This is a genomic window from Armatimonadota bacterium, from assembly GCA_013314775.1.
In the GTDB taxonomy this organism is placed as follows: domain Bacteria; phylum Armatimonadota; class Zipacnadia; order Zipacnadales; family JABUFB01; genus JABUFB01.
On sequence record JABUFB010000006.1, the window covers coordinates 150,401 to 170,114 of the forward strand.

General features: G+C 64.3%; 19 protein-coding genes. 11 read left to right on the top strand and 8 right to left on the bottom strand.

From position 1 onward, the window contains the following. Window positions 1-7: 7 nt before the first annotated feature. A complete protein-coding gene (locus HPY44_06340; protein ID NSW55614.1) occupies window positions 8-1,018 on the bottom strand; it encodes a uroporphyrinogen decarboxylase family protein in 1,011 nt (336 codons plus the stop codon). A gap of 183 nt (window positions 1,019-1,201) precedes the next feature. Between HPY44_06340 and HPY44_06345 the strand changes: the two genes are divergently transcribed. Beyond that, complete coding sequence (locus HPY44_06345) at window positions 1,202-2,671, top strand: TldD/PmbA family protein (protein NSW55615.1); 1,470 nt, start codon at window positions 1,202-1,204, stop codon at window positions 2,669-2,671. Then, window positions 2,672-4,006: a TldD/PmbA family protein gene (locus tag HPY44_06350; protein ID NSW55616.1), complete on the top strand. Its 1,335-nt coding sequence runs from the start codon at window positions 2,672-2,674 to the stop codon at window positions 4,004-4,006. Window positions 4,007-4,241: 235 nt separating this feature from the next. Here the strand turns inward: HPY44_06350 and HPY44_06355 are convergent, their stop codons facing one another. The 6 genes from HPY44_06355 to HPY44_06380 all read right to left on the bottom strand — a co-directional run bounded on the left by HPY44_06355 (window position 4,242) and on the right by HPY44_06380 (window position 8,836). Next, window positions 4,242-5,441, bottom strand: a complete 1,200-nt coding sequence (locus HPY44_06355) for a hypothetical protein (protein NSW55617.1) — start codon at window positions 5,439-5,441, stop codon at window positions 4,242-4,244. Window positions 5,442-5,540: 99 nt separating this feature from the next. Further along, complete coding sequence (locus tag HPY44_06360; protein ID NSW55618.1) at window positions 5,541-6,455, bottom strand: DUF58 domain-containing protein; 915 nt, start codon at window positions 6,453-6,455, stop codon at window positions 5,541-5,543. 12 nt (window positions 6,456-6,467) lie between these two features. After that, a complete protein-coding gene (locus HPY44_06365) occupies window positions 6,468-6,959 on the bottom strand; it encodes a dual specificity protein phosphatase family protein (protein NSW55619.1) in 492 nt (163 codons plus the stop codon). Window positions 6,960-7,269: 310 nt separating this feature from the next. Beyond that, window positions 7,270-7,449: a hypothetical protein gene (locus HPY44_06370; GenBank protein NSW55620.1), complete on the bottom strand. Its 180-nt coding sequence runs from the start codon at window positions 7,447-7,449 to the stop codon at window positions 7,270-7,272. A gap of 7 nt (window positions 7,450-7,456) precedes the next feature. Beyond that, window positions 7,457-7,888, bottom strand: coding sequence for a ribonuclease HI family protein (locus HPY44_06375; GenBank protein NSW55621.1), 432 nt, complete (start codon window positions 7,886-7,888; stop codon window positions 7,457-7,459). Then, complete coding sequence (locus HPY44_06380; protein NSW55622.1) at window positions 7,889-8,836, bottom strand: glycerophosphoryl diester phosphodiesterase membrane domain-containing protein; 948 nt, start codon at window positions 8,834-8,836, stop codon at window positions 7,889-7,891. Window positions 8,837-8,965: 129 nt separating this feature from the next. On the opposite strand from HPY44_06380, the gene HPY44_06385 reads away from it, so the two are divergent. Beyond that, on the top strand, window positions 8,966-9,115 hold the full coding sequence (locus HPY44_06385) for a hypothetical protein (protein ID NSW55623.1): 150 nt from the start codon (window positions 8,966-8,968) through the stop codon (window positions 9,113-9,115). On the opposite strand, the gene HPY44_06390 is transcribed toward HPY44_06385, so the two are convergent. After that, window positions 9,116-10,174 (bottom strand): NTP transferase domain-containing protein, encoded by a 1,059-nt coding sequence (locus tag HPY44_06390; GenBank protein NSW55624.1) that lies wholly within the window; start codon window positions 10,172-10,174, stop codon window positions 9,116-9,118. 323 nt (window positions 10,175-10,497) lie between these two features. On the opposite strand from HPY44_06390, the gene HPY44_06395 reads away from it, so the two are divergent. The 8 genes from HPY44_06395 to HPY44_06430 all read left to right on the top strand — a co-directional run bounded on the left by HPY44_06395 (window position 10,498) and on the right by HPY44_06430 (window position 19,670). Then, on the top strand, window positions 10,498-11,256 hold the full coding sequence (locus HPY44_06395; GenBank protein ID NSW55625.1) for a 2-phosphosulfolactate phosphatase: 759 nt from the start codon (window positions 10,498-10,500) through the stop codon (window positions 11,254-11,256). Between the two features lie 44 nt (window positions 11,257-11,300). Beyond that, window positions 11,301-13,103: a hypothetical protein gene (locus HPY44_06400; protein NSW55626.1), complete on the top strand. Its 1,803-nt coding sequence runs from the start codon at window positions 11,301-11,303 to the stop codon at window positions 13,101-13,103. 13 nt (window positions 13,104-13,116) lie between these two features. Further along, a complete protein-coding gene (locus tag HPY44_06405) occupies window positions 13,117-13,773 on the top strand; it encodes a hypothetical protein (GenBank protein NSW55627.1) in 657 nt (218 codons plus the stop codon). A 58-nt stretch (window positions 13,774-13,831) separates the two neighbouring features. Further along, window positions 13,832-15,316, top strand: coding sequence for a hypothetical protein (locus HPY44_06410; GenBank protein ID NSW55628.1), 1,485 nt, complete (start codon window positions 13,832-13,834; stop codon window positions 15,314-15,316). A 108-nt stretch (window positions 15,317-15,424) separates the two neighbouring features. Continuing rightward, entirely contained in the window at window positions 15,425-16,183 is a 759-nt protein-coding gene (locus HPY44_06415) for a class II aldolase/adducin family protein (GenBank protein ID NSW55629.1), read from the top strand. 42 nt (window positions 16,184-16,225) lie between these two features. After that, a complete protein-coding gene (locus HPY44_06420) occupies window positions 16,226-17,965 on the top strand; it encodes a zinc-binding dehydrogenase (protein ID NSW55630.1) in 1,740 nt (579 codons plus the stop codon). A 76-nt stretch (window positions 17,966-18,041) separates the two neighbouring features. Continuing rightward, the gene (gene srlD / locus HPY44_06425) at window positions 18,042-18,863 is read left to right on the top strand and encodes a sorbitol-6-phosphate dehydrogenase (GenBank protein NSW55631.1); all 822 of its coding nucleotides are present in this window, start codon (window positions 18,042-18,044) and stop codon (window positions 18,861-18,863) included. Window positions 18,864-19,154: 291 nt separating this feature from the next. After that, window positions 19,155-19,670 (top strand): hypothetical protein, encoded by a 516-nt coding sequence (locus HPY44_06430; protein ID NSW55632.1) that lies wholly within the window; start codon window positions 19,155-19,157, stop codon window positions 19,668-19,670. Window positions 19,671-19,714: the final 44 nt, after the last annotated feature.

Consider the following 19,714-nt stretch of genomic DNA (forward strand, 5'->3'; position numbering starts at 1 on the left):
AGGCTTTTTAGTCCCGCCTCCCCCAGCGCGCATACTCAAACATCGCCTCGATATTCTCTCTCGGTGTACCAGGCGGAACCTCACATCCTGCCGCCAGAATGTACGGGTCTCCAAGCACTCGGTGGCTCTCCGCGCACGCCTCCAGCACCTTCTCCGGCGTTGACCGGTACAATTCCCTCACCGGGTCGAAGTTACCCATCAGCACCACATCCGGTCCGATCAGCTCCCGCGCGTGGGTTATATCCGTAGGCGCGTCAAGCTCCACAATCTCCGCCCCCGTTGCTGCGAAATGGGGCAGCAGTTGGGTCGTCCGACCGCAGATGTGCAACCGCGTCACCGCCCCCGCATCCCGGATCGCCTGTATGATCCGCTGCTCCCGCGGCAGGATGTACTCGGCGTACAGGTCCGCCGACACCAGCGACGCCGCGGCGTCTCCCAGCCCGATGAAGTCCGCGCCCGCATCAATCTGGGCCAGCGCGAACTCGATCTCCATCTCCGTAATCCAGTCGAACAGGTCCTCCACGAAGCCCGGGTCATCATAGAAGTCCATCATCAGCGCCGACATGTCCCGCAAGTCCGCCGCTTCCGCCATCGGTCCTTCGATCCACCCCAGAACCGGCACCTCGCCGCCCACCTTTTCCCGGAACAGTTCACAGGCTTTCACGCGGTCGTGCATTCGTCCCCCACCCAGCGGATTCGGGCGCTTCAGGTGGGCGAGGGTCGCCTTGTCCTCCAGCACGTAGCTCACCGCACGCGGCGGCCCGTCGTCCAGGTAGAGCAGTTCCGCGCCGCAATCCGCCGTTTCCCGTACCGGGTCGGAGCAGCAGGACACGCAGTCGATCCCGAACTCCTCCACCAGGCGCAACTGGCACCGCACGAGGACACGGTAGTCCTGCACGTAGTCCGCGTAGCTTTCGCCCTCGAGCTGAGCCGCGTAGATCATGAAAATGGGCATGGCAAGCAGGCGCGGGGTCTTCTCGCCCCGCAGTGTGGCGTGGAACATCTCCAGGGGTTTCACGGGGGCACCTCCGTCAGTCTCGCGCAGTCGCGCGGAATGTTCAGACGGTTCTTCGTGAGCAGGCGGGTGGCCTTCAAGGCGGGGCTCTGCCCCTGCACACCTGACCGGCGGAGGTCCCCCGCCCTCACGCGTGGAATGTTGGTCTTCGCCGCCCCTGCGTGGCGGTCCTGGAGGTGACGCCGCATGGACAAGCTCTGCCGCATTGCGGTGGATGCCGCGATCAACGCCGGCGCGTCGTATGCCGACGCCCGGTTTGTATTCCGGCGCGAGGAATCCGTCGAGACGAAGAACGGTTCGGTGGACGGGGTCACTTCCTCCACTGACCGAGGGATCGGCGTCCGGGTTATCGCCGGTGGCGCCTGGGGTTTCGCCGCCACCAGCGAACTGACCGAAAGCGCTCTGGCCGACACCGCTCGCAAAGCCGTGGAAATCGGCAAGGCCGGCGCACCAACTCTCGACGAGCCGGTGGTCCTGTCCTGCCTGAATCCGGTGATCGATCATGTTCCCCACACCGCGAAGCAAGATCCCTTCGAGGTGCCAATGGCGAAACGAGTGGAGCTCCTGTTGGACTGCGACAGGCGCATGGCCGAGGCAGCGGATGTAGTCCTGCGCCAGGGCCTGCTGCTCATTTCGCGACAGGAGCAGTTTTTCGCGAGTTCTGAGGGCAGCGAGATCTACCAGGAGCGCATCGAGACAGGCGCGGGCATCGAGGCAACCGCCGCGGATGGCTCCGAGACCCAGCGGCGCTCATATCCGGCATCACACGGCGGACAGATGGCCTGCCGGGGCTGGGAGCTTGTGGAGGAGCTTGACCTGCCTGGCCATGCCGCCGATATTGCCCGGGAGGCCAATGCGCTCCTGTCCGCGCCCCACTTCCCCGAGGGATGCTTCGACATCATCCTCGACGGACCCCAGCTCGCCCTGCAGGTCCATGAATCCTGCGGTCATCCCATCGAACTCGACCGCGTCCTCGGTACGGAAGCGGGGTTTGCCGGGACCAGCTTTCTGACACTGGACAAGCTGAACAGCGGCTTCAGGTACGGCTCGGAGATCGTCAACATCACTGCGGACGCCACCCTCGACGGCGGACTGGGGAGCTTTGCCTATGATGACGAGGGCGTGCCCGGCCAGCGCACCATGATCGTGGAAAAAGGGATTTTCACAGGCTACCTGACCTCGCGCGAGACAGCGCCGATTATCGGCCAGGCCAGCCAGGGCTCCATGCGCGCCGACGGTTGGGCCCGCATCCCGCTGATCCGTATGACCAATATCAACCTGCTGCCCGGCGACTGGACCCTCGAGGAGATCATCGCCGACACCGACCACGGCTTCCTCCTGTGCACGAACACCTCGTGGAGTATCGACGATCGTCGCCTCAACTTCCAGTTCGGCACCGAGGTCGCCTTCGAGATCGTGAACGGCGAACTGGGACAGATGTACCGAAATCCCACCTACAACGGGATCACCCCGGAGTTTTGGGCCTCGTGCGACGCCATCTCGGGGAGAGCCCCCAATGAATGGCGCATCTGGGGAGTGCCCAACTGTGGCAAAGGCGAACCCATGCAAACGGCGCGAGTAGGGCATGGCGTCGCCCCTGCCAGATTCCGGTCGGTCCAGTGTGGCGCGATGACGCAGCGCGGAGGCGATCAGTAGATGATGCGCCGAGAGCAGATTCAGGACATCGCCGAACAGGTGCTGGCGGCATCCACAGCCGACCAGACCGAGGTACTCATCTTCGCCGGCGACGAAGCATTGACGCGTTTCGCCAACAACACGATCCACCAGAATGTGGCCGAAACCGATACCGGCGTCCGTGTCCGCGCCGTGGTGGGGAAGCGCGTGGGAGTGGTGTCGGGCAACGACACCTCGCCGCAGGCGCTCAAAGATCTGGCCGCGAAGGCTCTCGAAGTCGCCCGCAACTCCGAACCCAACGAGGAGTTCGTCTCTCTTCCTGCGCCATCGGGGGATCACCGCGAGTCCGATGTTCAGCCAGTCCAGGCAACCATAGACTGCGACCCGGCCCAGCGCGCCGAAGCCGTGCGCACCATGCTGGACATCGCCCGCGCCAATGACCTGCGGGCCGCCGGCCGGTTCTCCACCGGGCACACCGCGGTCTGTGTCGCCAATTCCCTGGGCATCCGCAGCTACTTCGAACGCAGCGGGGCCGGCGCAACGGTGCTCATGCAGGCCGCTGATTCCAGCGGCTTCGCCCAGGCCGAAAGCGAGGACGTGACGCGAATAAACCCGCGGGAGATTGCCGAGGTCGCCGCACGCAAGGCCCTGGAGTCTGCCGGCCCACGAGACCTCGAACCCGGCGCGTATACAGTGATTCTCGAACCCCTCGCTGTCTGCGACATGCTCTACATGCTGGGGATCTACGACCTACACTCACTCGCGCACCAGGAGCAGCGGTCATTCACCTCCGGGCATATGGGCGAGAAGGTCTGTGGGGAGAACATCAGCATCTGGGACGATGGCTGGGACCCGCGCGGCAACCGGATGCCCTTCGACTATGAGGGCGTCACCCGGCAGCGAGTGGACATCATCACCAACGGGATCCTCACCGCCCTCCCCTATGATTCCTTCACCGCGGCGCGCGAAGAGGGCGCAGTGAACACCGGGCACGCTTTGCCCGCGCCGAACTCCTGGGGACCCGTGCCTTCGCACCTGTTCATGAACACCGGCGAGTATTCGCTTCAGGAGATGATCGCCGCCACGGAACGCGGCGTCCTCGTCACTCGCTTCCATTACACGAACATGGTGCATCCCGTGCGCACGGTATTCACAGGGATGACACGTGACGGCACATTCCTGATTGAAGACGGCCAGATCGTGGGCGGGCTGAAGAACATGCGGTTCACCCAGAGCATCCTGGAAGCCCTTAGCAACGTGGACATGATCGGGAGCGAGGGGGTGCTCGACGGCCACGCATGGGCGCCGGCGTTGCGGGTAAACGGCTTCAACTTCAGCAGCGCGACCCACTTCTGAGGAGAAGGCCAGGGAGAACGGCCGCTTCTTGCGGTGGTTGTGGAGTGCGCGGCCTCCTATCGATCCGCGTGGGGCGGGCCTCTCGCCCGCCAGCTGTTATCGTCCAGCCCCGGAGGGGCGTGAGCCCTGTACCACCAGCGTAAGCTGGTAGAATCGGGGCCTTCCCTTCATCTCATAGCAGCCCCTGAAAGGGGCGGCAGAGCCAACGGCCGGCGCAGGCAATAACTGCCCTGCCTCACCGTCTATTGCCGATCGCCGCGCTGATATCCCGGTGAAGCGCCACCGATCCGCCCATCACCATGAACGCCACGCACCACCGGGCGAGCACGGTCAGCGCGCCGGGCAGCATCCCTGTAGCCGGCGCGAGCAGACCCAGGAACTCCAACGCTACCAACACGGGGAACAGTACCGCTGCGCTGCGGAGCATCAGCACCACCAGGCCGCCGGGAACCGCGTTCAAGAGCCGCGGGAGTTCGGCCAGCCCGCGTCTCGCCGGGCCTCCGTGCACTGCCACCCGCAATACCCCGGGAAGCGCTATCAGCCACGCCAGCCGGGTGAATAGCCACAATCCCGCTGCAAGTCCCGGCGAGTTAGGGTGCGGCGCCTGTTGCCAGTCCGGCAGGAACCACCCTGCGAGAGCAACCGCACCCGCGGGCAACACACACAACGTTGCGAAACGTGGCAGCCTTTGCAGCCACTGTGCGAACAGGCGATCGGCATCAATCGGCTGCGCCAGCACAATTTTCGCCGTCAGCAATGCCAACAGCCCCACGACCGCCCCGCTGATCACGGGAGCCGCGAACAGGCCGAAGAGCAGGCCAACTCCGCGGGTCGTTGCTTCATCCAGATCGAACTGCCGAATGTTGACAGCGGCCTGCGCCAGATACGCCGCCAGACCCGTCCAAAGGAGCCACATTGAGACTGCAAAGCGAGCTCGACCTCCCCTTCTGTCCCCGGCACCGGGGGACAGCTTCCGCCGCTGAACCCACCACGTCACGCCCAACAGAAGCATGATCGATCCCGGCTCCAGCGCCGGACGGAAAGCGGGGTACGCAATCGCGGCATCCAGAAGCTCACGCCAGCGGCAGGCCCAGTATTCGCCAGAGCGGAAGGCGGCAATGAACCCGGAGGGATCGAAATCTACGAAGGCCTGTAGGCAGGGCGCGGACAGGTCCTGCGGCCATCCCGACACCCCACAGGCCCAGATGCCCCGGGCAACGCAGGTAACCGTATGCGCCGAGAGCAGCGCGGCTATGAATGCCCACGCGATCCACGCCGTATCCCAAAGGGCGCGCCACGAATCCCGGGCGGCTCGTGCGGGATTGCGCCAGCTCTGGGCATTCACCGCGCGGCCCTTGACGACTAGCAGCCGCTCGAGGACGTACCACAGTACCAGAGCAGCCCAGATTGCCTGCAGCAAGTGGAGCGGACTCAAGCACGTCCTCCGTCAGTGTACTGGTCGGGGCCCGGAACCCCGGCCGGGTCGCCTATTCTCCCGGCGGGGCCGGCTTACCTGCCGGCGGCCACGGCGCACCTACCTCACCCTCGCGCGCCGGCCAAGGTATGCCGTCAGCGCGGCGTCGAAGGGTCTCGCGGTGTCCAGCAGTTCGTGGTCAATGGTTCGGCGCCGACAGCCCTCGCGCACCCCGGCGAGAAACTCGTTGAGTGCCTCCAGGTACTCCCTCCGCATCGCCCGCGGATCGGTGACCAGGCGCTCCCCGGTCTCCAGATCGCGGAACTCGGTGAGTCCCCGGAAGTCGAAGACAAGCTCGGCATGGTCCATCACCTGAAGCACCATCACATCGTGCCCGCGGTGACGGAAGTAGCTCAGGGCGCGGAGCGTCGGGTCTACATCATCCAGCAGGTCGGAGAGCAGGACCACCAGTCCCCGGCGCTTGATCGCACCCGCCGCGAGCTCCAGGGCGCGGCTTACCCGGGTCTCGCCGCCCGGTGTCACCGCGTCAAGAGTGTCGAATACAGCCTTCAGGTGCGCCGGGCGCGTTTGTGCGGGAAGATGAGTGCGCACCTCGGAATCGAACACCGTCAGCGACACCGCGTCGCGCTGCCGGATAGCCAGATAGGCGAGACCGGCGGCCAGATATGCCGCATAGTCCACCTTACGCACGCCTCCGCCGTAGGCCATGGAACCGCTGGCATCCAGGAGCAGATGCACATCGAGATTGGTCTCGGCGTCGAATTGCTTGACCACGAGCCGCTCTCGCCGCCCGTATACCTTCCAGTCGATATGCCGCGTCTCGTCGCCAGGGTTGTATTCGCGGTGATCGGCGAACTCCACACTGGCGCCGCGGAAGTGGCTCCGGTGACGGCCCGAGAAATGTCCTTCCACCATGGCCCGCGCCCGCAGTTCCATGGAACCGAGCTTCTGGACGGCATCAGGCGTCAGGGCTGTCTGAACTTGGGGCATGGTGGGTGAGAAGGTGGACGACAAGCCGCGGCCCGCCTACCTCCGCTCCTGCTTTTGCTCCCACAGATGCCGCGCGTATTCGATCACCGCGCGCTCCTGGGACAGCGTCTCGATAGAACCCGGGCGCCGCTTGCGCACTTCTTCGATGGCCGGCCAGGCCGCCATCCCCTTGCTCACCAGATAACAGGCGATCATCGTCCCCGTGCGGCCGACCCCGCCCATGCAGTGGACCATCACGGGCATCTCGCGGGACAGGTAGCGGTCCACGGTCTGCACGAAGACCACGATGTCCTCCATCGTGGGCGCTGCTCCGTCTTCAAGCGGCAGATGTGCACCCTTCAGGCCAACCGCAGCGGCCATCTGCGTTGGTCCGGGCTTCTCCGTGAGATTGATGACCAGAGCGAACCCGAGCTCACGCAGCTGCACCAGTTCCTCCCGGGTGGGCATGCACATTGCCGCGAGACGGCCATCGATGATCCAGTCGGCGCAATCGGGAAGCGCCTGCGGCCTGCGTCCGAGTAGACCCATCCGGACCACCTGCCTTGATTGGGCTCCGTCGCCGACAGGAGGGGCCACATGGGATAGGCGTTGGCACGACGCGCAAGCCCCATCCGGCCCTTGGCCTTCAGTCGCGTGGGGCGTTGTCTCGCTCGACGAGCCGTTTGCCGTCGGTGCCCCGGGTTGAAACCCGAGGCTGGGGGCCTTCGGCCGGGCGTCCCGAGGGACGAGAAGGCCTAGGAGATTGCCGACCGGGACGGTCGGCCTGCGCGAGAACCGCACTTGCCTTCAGTCGCGTGGGGCGGGCATCTCGCCCGCCGGCCATCCCGCGCATGTGCAGTCAGCAAGACTCCGAGCCGCCTGGCTGCGGGCAGCTTTCGCCGTCCTTAGCCACGACCTCCCGCGCCACCGCCTGCTCCATCAGCCGGCGTTCCTCCTCAAAGGGCACCGCCTGGCGCGCGGTGGGATGGTGGCGCAAGGCCCCGTAGTGTTTACCGACAGGCTTCACTGACTGATCCATGGTACCCTCATCCCCCTGCCGCTTTCTTCCGCGACTTCTCCACGCCCTGCCGTGCCAGGGCATCCGCCCGCTCGTTCTTCTCCCGCGCCACGTGCTCGAACTTCACCGAGTCGAACCCTTCCATCGCCCGCCGCAACTGCACATGGAGCTTCGCGATGCCCGGATTCTTGATGCGGTATTGCCCCCAGACCTGCTTGCACATGAGTTCGCTATCGGAACGCACAGTCACGTTGCGCAGCCCCAGCTCCCGCGCCCGCTCCAGCGCCGCGATGGCGCCGCTGTACTCGGCGATGTTGTTGGTGCCGTGGCCGACGGCAACCGCGTCTTCGGCCAGGATTTCCCCGTCAGGTGCGGCGATGACGTATCCTGCGCCGGCCGGCCCCGGATTTCCGCTGCATGCTCCGTCGGTGTAGATCACGGCCTCGTCACACGTTGCCATTTACCGCTCCCAGTCTCCAGGCTTCTTCTTCTCGGGGTCGAACAGCGGGCCGGGCAGGTCAGCCGACGGTTTCTGCTGCTGCAGGCCGATCCAGTCCGCCGGTGCCGGCCGCCCCAGGGATTCGGCCATCATCATCAGGTCGAAGCCTTCCTTGCGAATGCGCAGATCGTAGTACACCAGCACCACGCCGATCATCCACAGGGGCTGCAGCAGCAGTGACACCAGGGAACTGACCACCTGGTTCAATATCTGGGCCGCCATCGCAAGCTGGCTCTCCTGCGCCATCATCACCGTCGCGAGAATCTGGGTGGGCAGGCTCACGCCGTAGGTGACCACTGCCGCCAGCAGCATGAGAATCGACAGGGCGCCGAAGATCCGCCAGAAATGTCCCGCGGTCAGCGACCAACTCCGCGCAAGAGCGTCCCAGCCGGACCGGTTTTCCAGCACGTTGATGACCGCCGGCCCCAGCATGTACCGAACCATGAGCCAGATCATCAGGACAAAGCCGGCGATCAGCAGCCCGCCGATGAACACCCCGTAGCCGATGAGCCAGTACAGGATCGTCGTCCACAGCACCTGACCCCAGCGCGGGAGTGCCGCTTCATACGCATCGCGCACACTGATCGGCCTGCCCAGGTAACGTTCGGAAATGCCGATGGCCAGCGCAGCCTGGCCCAGCGGGTACAGCAAGCTCATCAGGAAAAGCAGGACTACCGGCCCGATGGCGCTGGACATCTGCTCCAGCGAGACCTCGGAGCCCGACTGCCCGGAGGCCATCAGGATCGGCATGAGGCTCACCTGAACGGCGATGCCCACCACCATGATGGGTATCTGGACCACCGCCGCAATGCCCAGGATCGGCGCGAAATTGCGGCGGTAGATCCAGATCGACGCGTCGATGATGTCCGAGATCGTCAGTGGCCGCAGGTACAGCTTGTCCGCGCTCATGGTCTCGCCCCCTGTTGTCTTGCCCGTCTCGCGTTGCAACCCGACACAGAGCCTTTACTGCGCGTCAATCAACCTGCCTTCGGCCTCGCCGATAGTAACGCCGAGACTGCAGAATGAGAGGTTCGCGACATGATCTTCGCCTTCGCCATCACCGCATGGTTCATCCTGGGACTGCTCGCTCTCGGCGCCTGCTGCGTCGGAGCCCGCAGGACCGAGCCCGAGCCCCAGCCCGAACCGGTGCCCGCGAGCGCCGCCCAGGTGGAGCGCATGGCAGCCTGATCACCGGTCCACGGCCTGCTCCACCTGGCCGTCGGGCCGCACGATCATCGGTCGCGCCCGGTCGCCCCGCAGTTCCGTGCCTTCCGGCACCACGGCATTCTCCTCCACGATGCAGCGGGTCAGTATCGACCCCGCGCCGATGGTCGCCCCGGTGAACACCGCCACATTGCGAAGCTGGGCATTGTCCTCTACCCGGCAGCCATCCATAAGCACCGTGTTTGGCCCGACGCGGCAGTTCGTCAGCCTGCATCCCGCGCCGATATGTATGGTGGGCTTCACCACGCAGCCGTCATCCACGTCGGCGGACGGATCGATGAACATCCCGTGCTGGTCTCGGTAGCGGTGCTCCATCATGCGCGCATTCAGGTCCAGCACCGCCGCCGGCCGGGCTACGTCGGACCAGTAGCCTTCCAGTTTCACCGCACGGATGCGCCGCCCCTCGCGGATCATGGCCTGCACTGCGTCGGGCAGTTCAATCTCCCCCCGGACCGAGGGCCTCAGCGTCCGCAAGCGGTCGAAGAACTCGGGGCGGTAGACGAAGACCCCGGCATTGTTCCAGGTGGTGGTGCTGGTGCCCTTGGGCGGCTTCTCCTGGATGCGCGTGACGTACCCCTCCTCCTCATACACCGCCGCGCCCTCGAAGGGATCTTCCACATAGTTGAGGCTCAGAACCGCGTCGGGATCGTCCTCCCGGAAGGCTCGGACCACCGCCTGATAGTTCTCCGGCGGCACGAGAATATCGCCCCAGGACATGAAAAAGGGCTCACCCGCCACGAAATCCTCGGCCATGAGCGCCGCGTGACCCGTGCCTTTCGGCTCGCCCTGCCAGATATACTCGATGCGCACCCCGAGACGGCTGCCGTCGCCGAAATGATCGATGACCGTCTCACCAAGATGCTGGATGATCAGCGCGATCTCGTCCACCCCGGCATCCCGCGCGCCAATGACGATATGTTCGAGAATAGGCCGGTCGAGCACCGGTACGAGGGGCTTGGGGCGGCGCTCGGTGAGAGGCAGCATGCGAGTGCCTTTACCGGCGGCGAGAATGACGCCCTTCACGCGCGGTTCACCTCCGAAGAGTTGTCCGTCAAGAGGGTGCCCAGAGCGGCACCGGTGCTCATACCCGCCGACGGTCTCGGACCGGGGGACTCGGAAACGGAACACAGGCACCCTCTTCGCAGGAGGCCGCGAAACGTGATGCCAGTCCCCCGGTTCCGCCGCGCCTTCCAGCCCCTTCCCGGTGGAAACAGGTCCCGGTTTGTGATAACCTGTAGCCGCTGGGCATTGGCGGCTGCATGCCGCTACGCCCCCGGCTGTTGCACGCTATCTTACACGAAGGTTCTGCGTCGGGCAAAGCGTCGCGCGCACCGAAGGAGTCTGCCTTGCTCGTCTTTGTGGAAAACGGTCTGGCCGGTTGCGCGCTGGCTCTGGAGCGCCAGGCCGTGGCCGTCATCGTCGATGCACTGCGCGCCAGCGCCAACATCACCTCCATGTTCCACTACGGGACTGCCGAACTGCTGGTGGTACGCGAGGTGGAGCAGGCATTCCGGCAGCGCGAACTGTGGCCCGGCGCAATCCTTTCGGGCGAGCGCGGTGGCCTACCCGTGCCCGGTTTCGACCGGGGCAACAGCCCGTTGCAGGCGCCGCCCGACCTGGATATCCGGCGGGTGGTGTTCAGCTCATCCAACTGCTCGCGCTGCTGCGTGGGCGTCGCCGGTGCGCCCTGGGTCTTCCTGGGAACAACGGTCAACGCCTCCGCCGTGGCGGGGAAAATTCTCGAGACCGCCTGCCGGGAACTGGTCTGCATCACCGCCGGCGCCTTCGAGGACGAGGTGCGCCTGACTATCGAAGATCACCTGGCCGCGGGCGCGATCCTGTCAGCCATCGAGGCGACAGGCGAACCCGTGGAACCGGGCAATGACCGGGCGCGCTTGTGCCGCATGGTGTACGAGCCAATGAACCAGCCCGAACTGACCCGCGCATTCCAGGAATCCGATAATGGCCGGGGCCTGGCGCGCATCGGCCTGGGCGACGACGTGCAATTTGCCTCGTTGCTGGACGTGTTCACTGAAGTCCCGCGCGTGGCCGAGATGGTGCCCCTGCCGGGTGGCGAGACAGGGGCGCTTGTACTGCCTGACTGACCCGCAGGATATGCTCCTGTTGGATTCGTTTCCTGGAGGCTCACATGAAAGCCCTCCTTGCCTTTGCCCTTGCTGCTGTGCTCTGCGCCGTCGCAGGCGCCGAGATCATGTTCCAAGATTCCTTCGAAGGCCCCAGCCCTGTGAACTGGCAGCAGTCGTGGGGCCCTGCGGAACGATCCCGGGACATGGCCCAGGACGGCGAGTGGGCCATCAAGGAGTCGCTCGAGGACAAGTACGGGCTTTCGGTGTGGTACACCGAGTTCCCAGCCCATCCGCGGGCGATCTACAAGGCTACCGCATGGGTCTTCATCCCGCCCACCGAAAAGAAGGTGTCCGCCGCCCTGCGCTTCACACGTCGCGACTGGTCCGGGCTTGCCGGCGCGGAGACCGTTGAACAGGGCAAGTGGGTGAAGCTCGAGGCGACCTACGAGAACAAGTCGGAGCGCACGGTGCGCCTGCAGATGTTCCAGGGCGGCGCCCACCAGGCTGGCCTGGGCGGTACCCTGATGTATTGGGACAATGTGACGCTAGAACGCGAATTGGGGGAGATCAAACTGGATGAGGGCATTATGATCAACCCGTATGTCATCGAGGGTCTGGAGGTCACGCCCGCGGGCGGCATGAGCGTGAGAGTGGCCCCCGGTAAGATCGACGTGGACGGCAAGGTCGTCGAAGTGACGCAAGAGACGGTGCTTACTCTGGAGCCCGCGCGAATCATCCGGGTCCGCGACGAGCAGGCGAGGCTCACCGACGAGGAGCCCCGCAGCTACAACAGAGGGACCCCGCTCCAGCTCTGCCTGGGGCCGGGGGTCACCATCGCGGGCTGTCTGGATCCCAACTCGCTAGTTATCAAGCAGGCCGCCGGCCCCGATGCGCCGCGCTATGAAGAGGGCAAGGACTGGCGCGCCGACAAGCTCTGGGCGCGAGTCGGCAGGCTGGACGGGGCAATCGGTGCGGATACCACCGTTTTCATCGATTACGACGTAAGCCTCATGCGGTTGGATACCATCTTTGTCCGCTCTGACGGCACCCTTGGCGTGCGGCAGGGGGCCGAGCACAAGATGATCCCCGAGCCGCCGAAGGCCGACGCCTTTGCCCGGCCCCTGTGCAATGTGTGGCTGCGCTACAATTGCCGGGAGATCACCGAGGACCTGATCTACCCCATCGGCCCGCCGTACCCCTCCGCAACCCAGGCCCAGATCGCGGCCAATGCCGCGCTTCTGCCGAAGACCATCGAAAAGCTCAACCAGGGCGGGGACTTCACCATTGTCTTCTGGGGCGACTCCGTCACCTGCGGCGGAGACGCATCCAGCCAGGATAAAGCCTTCCCGCTGGCCTTCACTAACTGGCTGCGCACCAAGTATCCGCAGGCCAATATCAAGTATGTGAACGCCGGCACCGGCGGATGGAACAGCGACGGCAAGCTGCCCCTCTTCGAGGAGCAGGTCATGGTCCACGAGCCGGACCTGATGGTCATCGAGTTCGTCAACGACATGGGTATGAGCCGCGAGAAGATCTTCGCCAACTACACGAAGGCCGTCGGGCGGGTGCGGGAAATCGGTGGCGAGGTCATCATCGTGACGCCCCATTTCGTGCGCCCCGACTGGATGGGCTCCGGCGATAACATGCGCACTCCGGAAACCCGTGCAGCAGTCACCTACCTGCGGGAGTTCGCCGCCGAGAACAAGGTTGCCCTTGCGGATGCATCGAAGCGTTGGGAGCACCTGTGGGTCGAAGGCCTGCCATACATCACGCTGCTTTACAACTCGATCAACCACCCGGAAGATCGGGGGCACTGGCTGTTCGTGGAGGAACTGCAGAAATGCTTCCCGGTGGCTGCACAGTGAGGGAGTGAGAGTGATGCTCAGACTTCGAGGAATGCTGATCTGCCTTGCCATGACCACCATCTGCAGCGCAGTCACCGCCGCCGACCTGCTCCACTTTGACCTCAGCCAGTGGCCCATCGCGGGCTGGGCGGATGCGCGCGAAGAGCGTTTCCCGGCTTTCGGCCAATGGGCGGTCTCCCAGCAGGGCATCACAAATGTGATCCCTTCCGGGGTCGAGGAGAAGGACATCGTCGCCATGAAAAACGGCGTGGGCATGGCCAGTTCGGTTCTGGTCGGCCGGCCGGCGCGGAATGTCACCGCGACCGCAACCACGTCCTTCGAACGCAAGGGAGCCCCGTCAATCCTCCTGCGCGCCGAAGCCCGGCCTGACGGCCGCGGCTATGTGACCGGACAGATGCTCTCGCTGGTCCTGTACGAGTCTGGCGTGAACCTGTGGCGGTTTGACGGCGCGAAATGGCACAAGGCGGCCGCCGAGAAGTTCGAGGTGGAGCCCTGCGTCTTCCATACACTGAAGGTACGGCTGGAAGGCCCTCGCGCCAGGGTCTGGTTGGACGGCAAGGCCGTCATGGAGACCGAGGACGTGGGCCTGGACGTCCCCGGCCTCGTGGGCTTGTGGGCGGGGGAAGGGCCCTGCCATTTCCGCAGCCTGCGCCTGCGGCTGGCTGATTGAGCATTCCGGGAGCGGTTCGCGCAACGCTCCAGACTGTCTTGGGGAGAGAGCAACCACGATGCACCGGCTGATGCTTGTCCCGGCGCTCATTGTTGCGTGTGTCTGTGCATGGGCAGAACCGGCCCTGCAGATCGGTATTTCCAAGCGCATCCCGGCCCAGGGCGACACCGTGAGGCTGTCGGCATATCTCGAGGGCTGGCAAGCGCCCGCGGATAGTTCCGGCGTAGTCTTCACCGCCCAGCGTGGGGGCATCGAGCGCACCCTCGGCAAATGCGCACTCGCGACCAACCCCGCGAAACCCTTTGAGCCCAGTGTGGAATGGGCGCCCGGCGCGTCCGGGCTGTATCGTATCACCGCGCGGCTGGAGTCCACCGGCGAAGAGACCCGGCTGCTTGCGCCGGTGGTCACCCAGAACGTCTACTTCTGCTTCTACGGCGCAACCCGGCCTGAAACAACCTGGATGACCCACCACCTTACCGCGAGCGCGTCCGAGATCGACGGCCTTCATGCCCGCGGGGTCGTGGCGCTGAAGCCTGTGGGTGGAGTCTCGTATCTTGGTGGCCCGCGACCCGAGGACATCCGTCAGGACATCGATTTCGAGCAACTGGCGCAGAGGGTGGTCGCGGACTACACCCAGGTCGATCCGTGGGACGGGATCGCCATCGACGAACTGGGCATGTGGGACGACCACCCCGAGCAGGAGCAACTCGCCCTGGGCTTCTGGCAGATCATGAAAAAGGCCCGCGCGGCGGCGCCCGGCAAGTTCATCGCGGCCTGGCAGTTCGCGTCTCTTAGTCCCTTGGTCTGCAATATGTTGCGGGACACCACCGATCTTGTCATGTGCGAGGTCTACCAGAACTACTTCCGGGCCTGGTATGACCAGCACCGCTTCTATGACTACCTGCAGCAGCGCATCGATATGGCCCGGGACATGATGATCAGCAAGAAGACGGTCATCGGCCTGAGCATCTCCTCGGACTACGGCTCGATCACCCCTGAGGAGCTTGAGGACCAGATCCGGTACATCCGCGCGCACGGGCCGGAAATCCGCGGCCTGGCGTTTTTCACCACAAGCCGATGCGACCCCGAAGTCCTCAAGCGGGCCAATGACTGCTGCTATCGGTACTGGGTGAAGCCTGCGGTGGGGATCTTCAGCGAAGCCGACCTGACCTTCTCGGACTACCAGCCCCGGAATCACGGCGTTGTGCGGATCAACGCGACGGTGCATAATGTGGGCGGCAGCACCGCGGCGCCGGTGGCAGTGCGCTTCTGGGAAGGCGACCCGGCCAACGGTGGGAAGCTCATCGGCCAGCGCAGCATCGCCTCGATCCCCGCGGCCCGCTGGGTGGATCCCCTGGCTCGCGACGCGGCAAGCATCGAACCTGCGGAAGCCATGCGCAAGGAAGGTTTCGGCATGGTCACCGTGTCTATGGACTGGAAAGCAACTTCCAGCGGACCGGTCGAGATCTGGGCGGAGATCGTGCCGGATGACGGCTACACCATCATCCGCGGTTTCCAGTCGAAGAGAATCAGCGTCAAGTAGGGACGGGAATGATTGGTCGCGCGCAGGCCGACCGTCCCGGTCGGCATGAACGACTGGAACATCGCACCCACACCAACCCTTCACATAACTGAAAGGCCGTGAATCGTCATGTCTCAGGATGTCATGACCAATCTCGTCTACCTGTCTCATGTCCTCGGGGATCCCGCCAATGACTTCGCGATCCTCGGCGAGGGCAACACTTCCGCCCGCGCCGATGCCGAGACCTTCTGGGTCAAGGCCAGCGGCACCGAACTGCGCACCATGCAGCCCGATGGTTTCGTCCGGGTGCGGTTCGACAAGATCATGGAGCTTCTCCAGTTCGAGGACGTCTCCGATGATCTGTGCAAGGAATACTTCGACGCCGCCTCCGTAGACGCCGCCGGCAAGCGGCCCTCCACGGAAGCGCTCATGCACGCGATCCTGCTCTCCATGCCCGATGTCAATTATGTCGGGCATACCCACCCCACCGCCATCAATATGTTCACCTGCGCCAATGAGGGCAAGCAGGCCTGGCAGGGCCGGCTGTTTCCCGATGAGATCGTCTGCTGCGGCGTCGCCCCGGTCTGGGTGGACTACACCGACCCCGGCATCCCCCTGGCCCGGGAGGTCAAGACCCGGATTGAGGCGTATATTCAGGAGTACGGCGTGCGCCCCAAGGTGCTTCTGGTGCAGAATCACGGCTTGATCGCCATCGGCGCCACGCCGTCGGAAGTGATCAATGCGACGATGATGATGTGCAAGACCGCGCGGGTCCTGTGGGGAACTTTCGCCCTGGGCGGGCCGCACTATCTCACACCGAAACAGGTGGAGCGCATCTTCACTTGGCCGTCCGAGAAGTACCGCATGCAGCTACTCGAGAACCGCTGAGTTACCGCGGGGATCATACTGAGCCTGAAAGGACAATCTGATATGACTTTCGAAGAATACAAAGCCGGCGTGGGCGCCATCCCCGAGAAGATGCTAGCCTGGCAGGTGTTCGGCAGCGGCCTCGAAAACGTGGGCATCAACGGCAAGCCGGTTGAGATCGACACCTACCAGGTGGGGCCCGACCAACTCCTCGCCCGTGTCGACGCAGCAGGCCTGTGCTTCTCCGACGTGAAGATCCTCAACCTGGGCGGAGAGCACCCTCGATTGTTCGGGCGCGACCTCAAGAACGACCCCATCGTCATGGGGCACGAAGCATCTATCACAGTGGTCAAGGTTGGCGAGAAGTACCAGGGCAAGTACAAAGTGGGCGACAAGTTCGTCGTCCAGGCGGAAGCTTACTACAAGGGCAAGAACCTGGCCTTCGGGTACATGCTCCCCGGCGCACTGCAGGAATACACCATTATCGGCCCGGAACTGCTTGAGGGCGATGACGGCTGCTATCTACTTCCCGTAAAGCCGGAGACCGGATATTCCGAAGCCGCACTGTCCGAACCCTGGGCCTGCGTGGTCTGCGCCTACCGGGTCAAGCCCCGCACCAGCCTGAAGTCCGGCGGAACGGTGTGGATCGTGGGCACGCCCGGCAGCGAGAACATGAGTTTCAACTTGGGCGCTTTCGAGTACTCCGGCGTCTACCCTGCCCGCGTGTTCCTCACCGACGTGCCCGCTCCTTTGGCAAGCCAGATTACCGACCTGTGCGCCAGCGCCGGCATCTCCGTGATCACGACCGCCCCGCTGGCCGGACTGGACCCGGCCGCGGTCTTCCCCGAAGCCGGCGTGGATGACGTCTTCGTCCTGGGCTCCGGCAGCGCGGAAGTGGTCGAGACTGCCGACAGGGTCCTGGCAAAACACGGAATCCTGAATCTTCTCGCCAATAGCCCCCTCCCCCGTCCCGTGAGCGTCGACGTGGGCCGCGTGCATTATGACGGCACCTTCTACCAGGGCGGTAAAGGACCTGACGCTTCCGCCGGGTATACCCGCAAGCGTGGCCCTGCCCTGACCAAAGGCGGCAAGGCATGGATGCTCGGTGGCGCAGGGCCCATGGGCCAGATGCACGTCCAGCTTGCTATCGAGATGAAGGACGGGCCGTCAGTCATTGTCGCCAGCGATATTGATCCCGAACGCCTGGCTACCGTGCCCGAGCGCTTCGGTCAGAATGCCAGGGACAAGGGTATTGAGCTCATCTGCCTCAATCCCAAAGAGATGGGCGATGAGGCTTTCGATGCGAAGCTGCGCGAGATCGCCCCGGATGGCTTCGATGATGTCGTCGTTCTCGTGCCTGCACCGCCGCTTGTCACCCAAGGCTCGAAGTACGTGGCCCAGGACGGCTGGCTCAATATCTTCGCAGGTGTTGCACGGGGGACTCTCGCGACACTGGATGTGAGCGACGTCGCCCTGCGCGGCGTGCGCTACACCGGCACCAGCGGCTCATCCATCGACGACCTGCGCAAGACCCTGAGTCTCACCGAGGGTGGGGAGCTCTCGCCCAATCGTTCGGTGGCCGCAATCGGTGGGATCTACGCGGCTTACGAGGGTCTCGACGGCGTCAAGAACGCGCGCTTCCCCGGCAAGGTTGTGATCTATCCCCAGATCAGGGATCTGCCGCTCACGCCGCTGGAGGATCTCGCTGACGTGCTGCCCGAAGTCGCGGCGAAACTCTCGCCCCAGGGCGCATGGACCCGTGAGGCCGAGATCGAGCTGATCAAGCATTTCTTGCCCGAGTAGCTGCTGCACCGGGTGTGGAATGCCCGTGTCTTCCAGCGCACGGGCCCCGCACATCAATACGCGAGGTTGGATTCAAATGGCATTGCCGGATACATACCCAGACAAGTCCGTTTGCGCCCGTGTCGAAAACAAGGTCGCATTTGTCACCGGTGGCGCGCAGGGCCTCGGTGAGGCCATCTGCGCCCATCTTGCCGCCAATGGTGCCCAGGTGATGGTGGCCGACCTCAACGCAGAGGGTGCGCAACAAGTTGCCGCCGAAATCGCCGCCAAGTACGGCACGAAGTCTCTTGGCATCGGCTGCGACATCACCGATGAGGCCGACGTTGAGAAGAGCTTCGCCACCCTCAAGGCCGAACTGGGTCCCGTCGACATTGTGGTGAGCAACGCGGGGATCCTGATCTCCGGCCCCATCACTGAGTTTGATGTGAGCAAGTGGCGCAAAGTGGTGGACGTCAACCTTGTGGGTTATATGGTGGTGGCCAAGCACGCCGCTCTGCAGATGATTGGCCGCGGTGGCAGCATCATCCAGATCAACAGCAAGTCCGGGAAGACCGGAAGCAGCAAGAACAGCGCGTACGCCGCCAGTAAGTTCGGCGGCATCGGACTCACCCAGAGCCTTGCGCTTGAGCTTGCCGAATACGGCATCCGTGTAAACTCCATCTGCCCGGGTAATCTGCTGGACTCCCCCCTGTGGGTGGACAGCCTTTACGAGCAGTATGCGAAGCGCTGGAACAAGACGGTGGAAGAAGTCCGCGCCATGTACGTGGATAAGGTCCCGATGAAGCGCGGCTGCACCTATGCGGACGTCTGTGGGCTGCTGGTGTACCTGGCCTCCGACGAATCCAGTTATGTCACAGGCCAAGCTCTCAACGTGGACGGCGGCCAGACCATGCACTGATCGGTGACCCCGAACCCTCGGGGTCCTTTGGAGGTAGCGCGGATGAACCAGACCCGATTGCTTCTGCTGCCGGTATTGGCACTGATCGCGGCCGCGACCATGTCTGGATGCGGAGTGCCCGCGGCGGTGCAGGATATCCCGCCTGCGCCTGCGGTCAGTCTGGCCGAGCCCGAGACCGGTGCCGCCGCGAACGCCGAAGCCCCGACGGCCGCGCCCAAAGCTGCGGCCCCAGAAACACCTTCACCCGGACCCGAAGGCGCGCCGGCAATGGGAGCCCCGAGTCCCGGGGGCATGCCGATGATGGGACCGGAAGGTGCGGCTGCAGTGGGTGGTGCCGCGGTAGCCGAACCGCCGATCTCCGCCGCCGAGAAGCCGGCGAAGAAGACCGAACCCGCCGAGCCGAAGTCCAAGAAGAAGGCGGAGCCGGAAGAGAAGACTGAAACGAAGAAGAAAGCATCTCCAAAGTCCGACGACCAGGCGGAAGAAAAGCCCTCGACGAAGAAGACCGCCAAGAAGTCTGACGACGAGCCCGAGAAGAAGCCCGAAACGACGACAAAGAAAACAGCTGTCAAGTCTGACGACGAGCCGGAAAAGAAGTCCGCAACGAAGGAAACCGCCAGGAAGTCTGACGACGAGACCGAGAAGAAGACCACGACAGCGACAAAGAAGCCGGCCGCGAAGAAGACGACCACCAAGGCCCCGGCCCCTTCTCCCACTACTGATCCCGAAGGCGCCGCGGCCACCGGGGGTGTCCCATCCGGAGCGTCGCCTGGAGGAGCCGAGCCTCCTTTGTCCCGCAACGGATAGCAGCGTCGAGATAAACACAGCAGCTCTCAATGCACGGAAGGAGT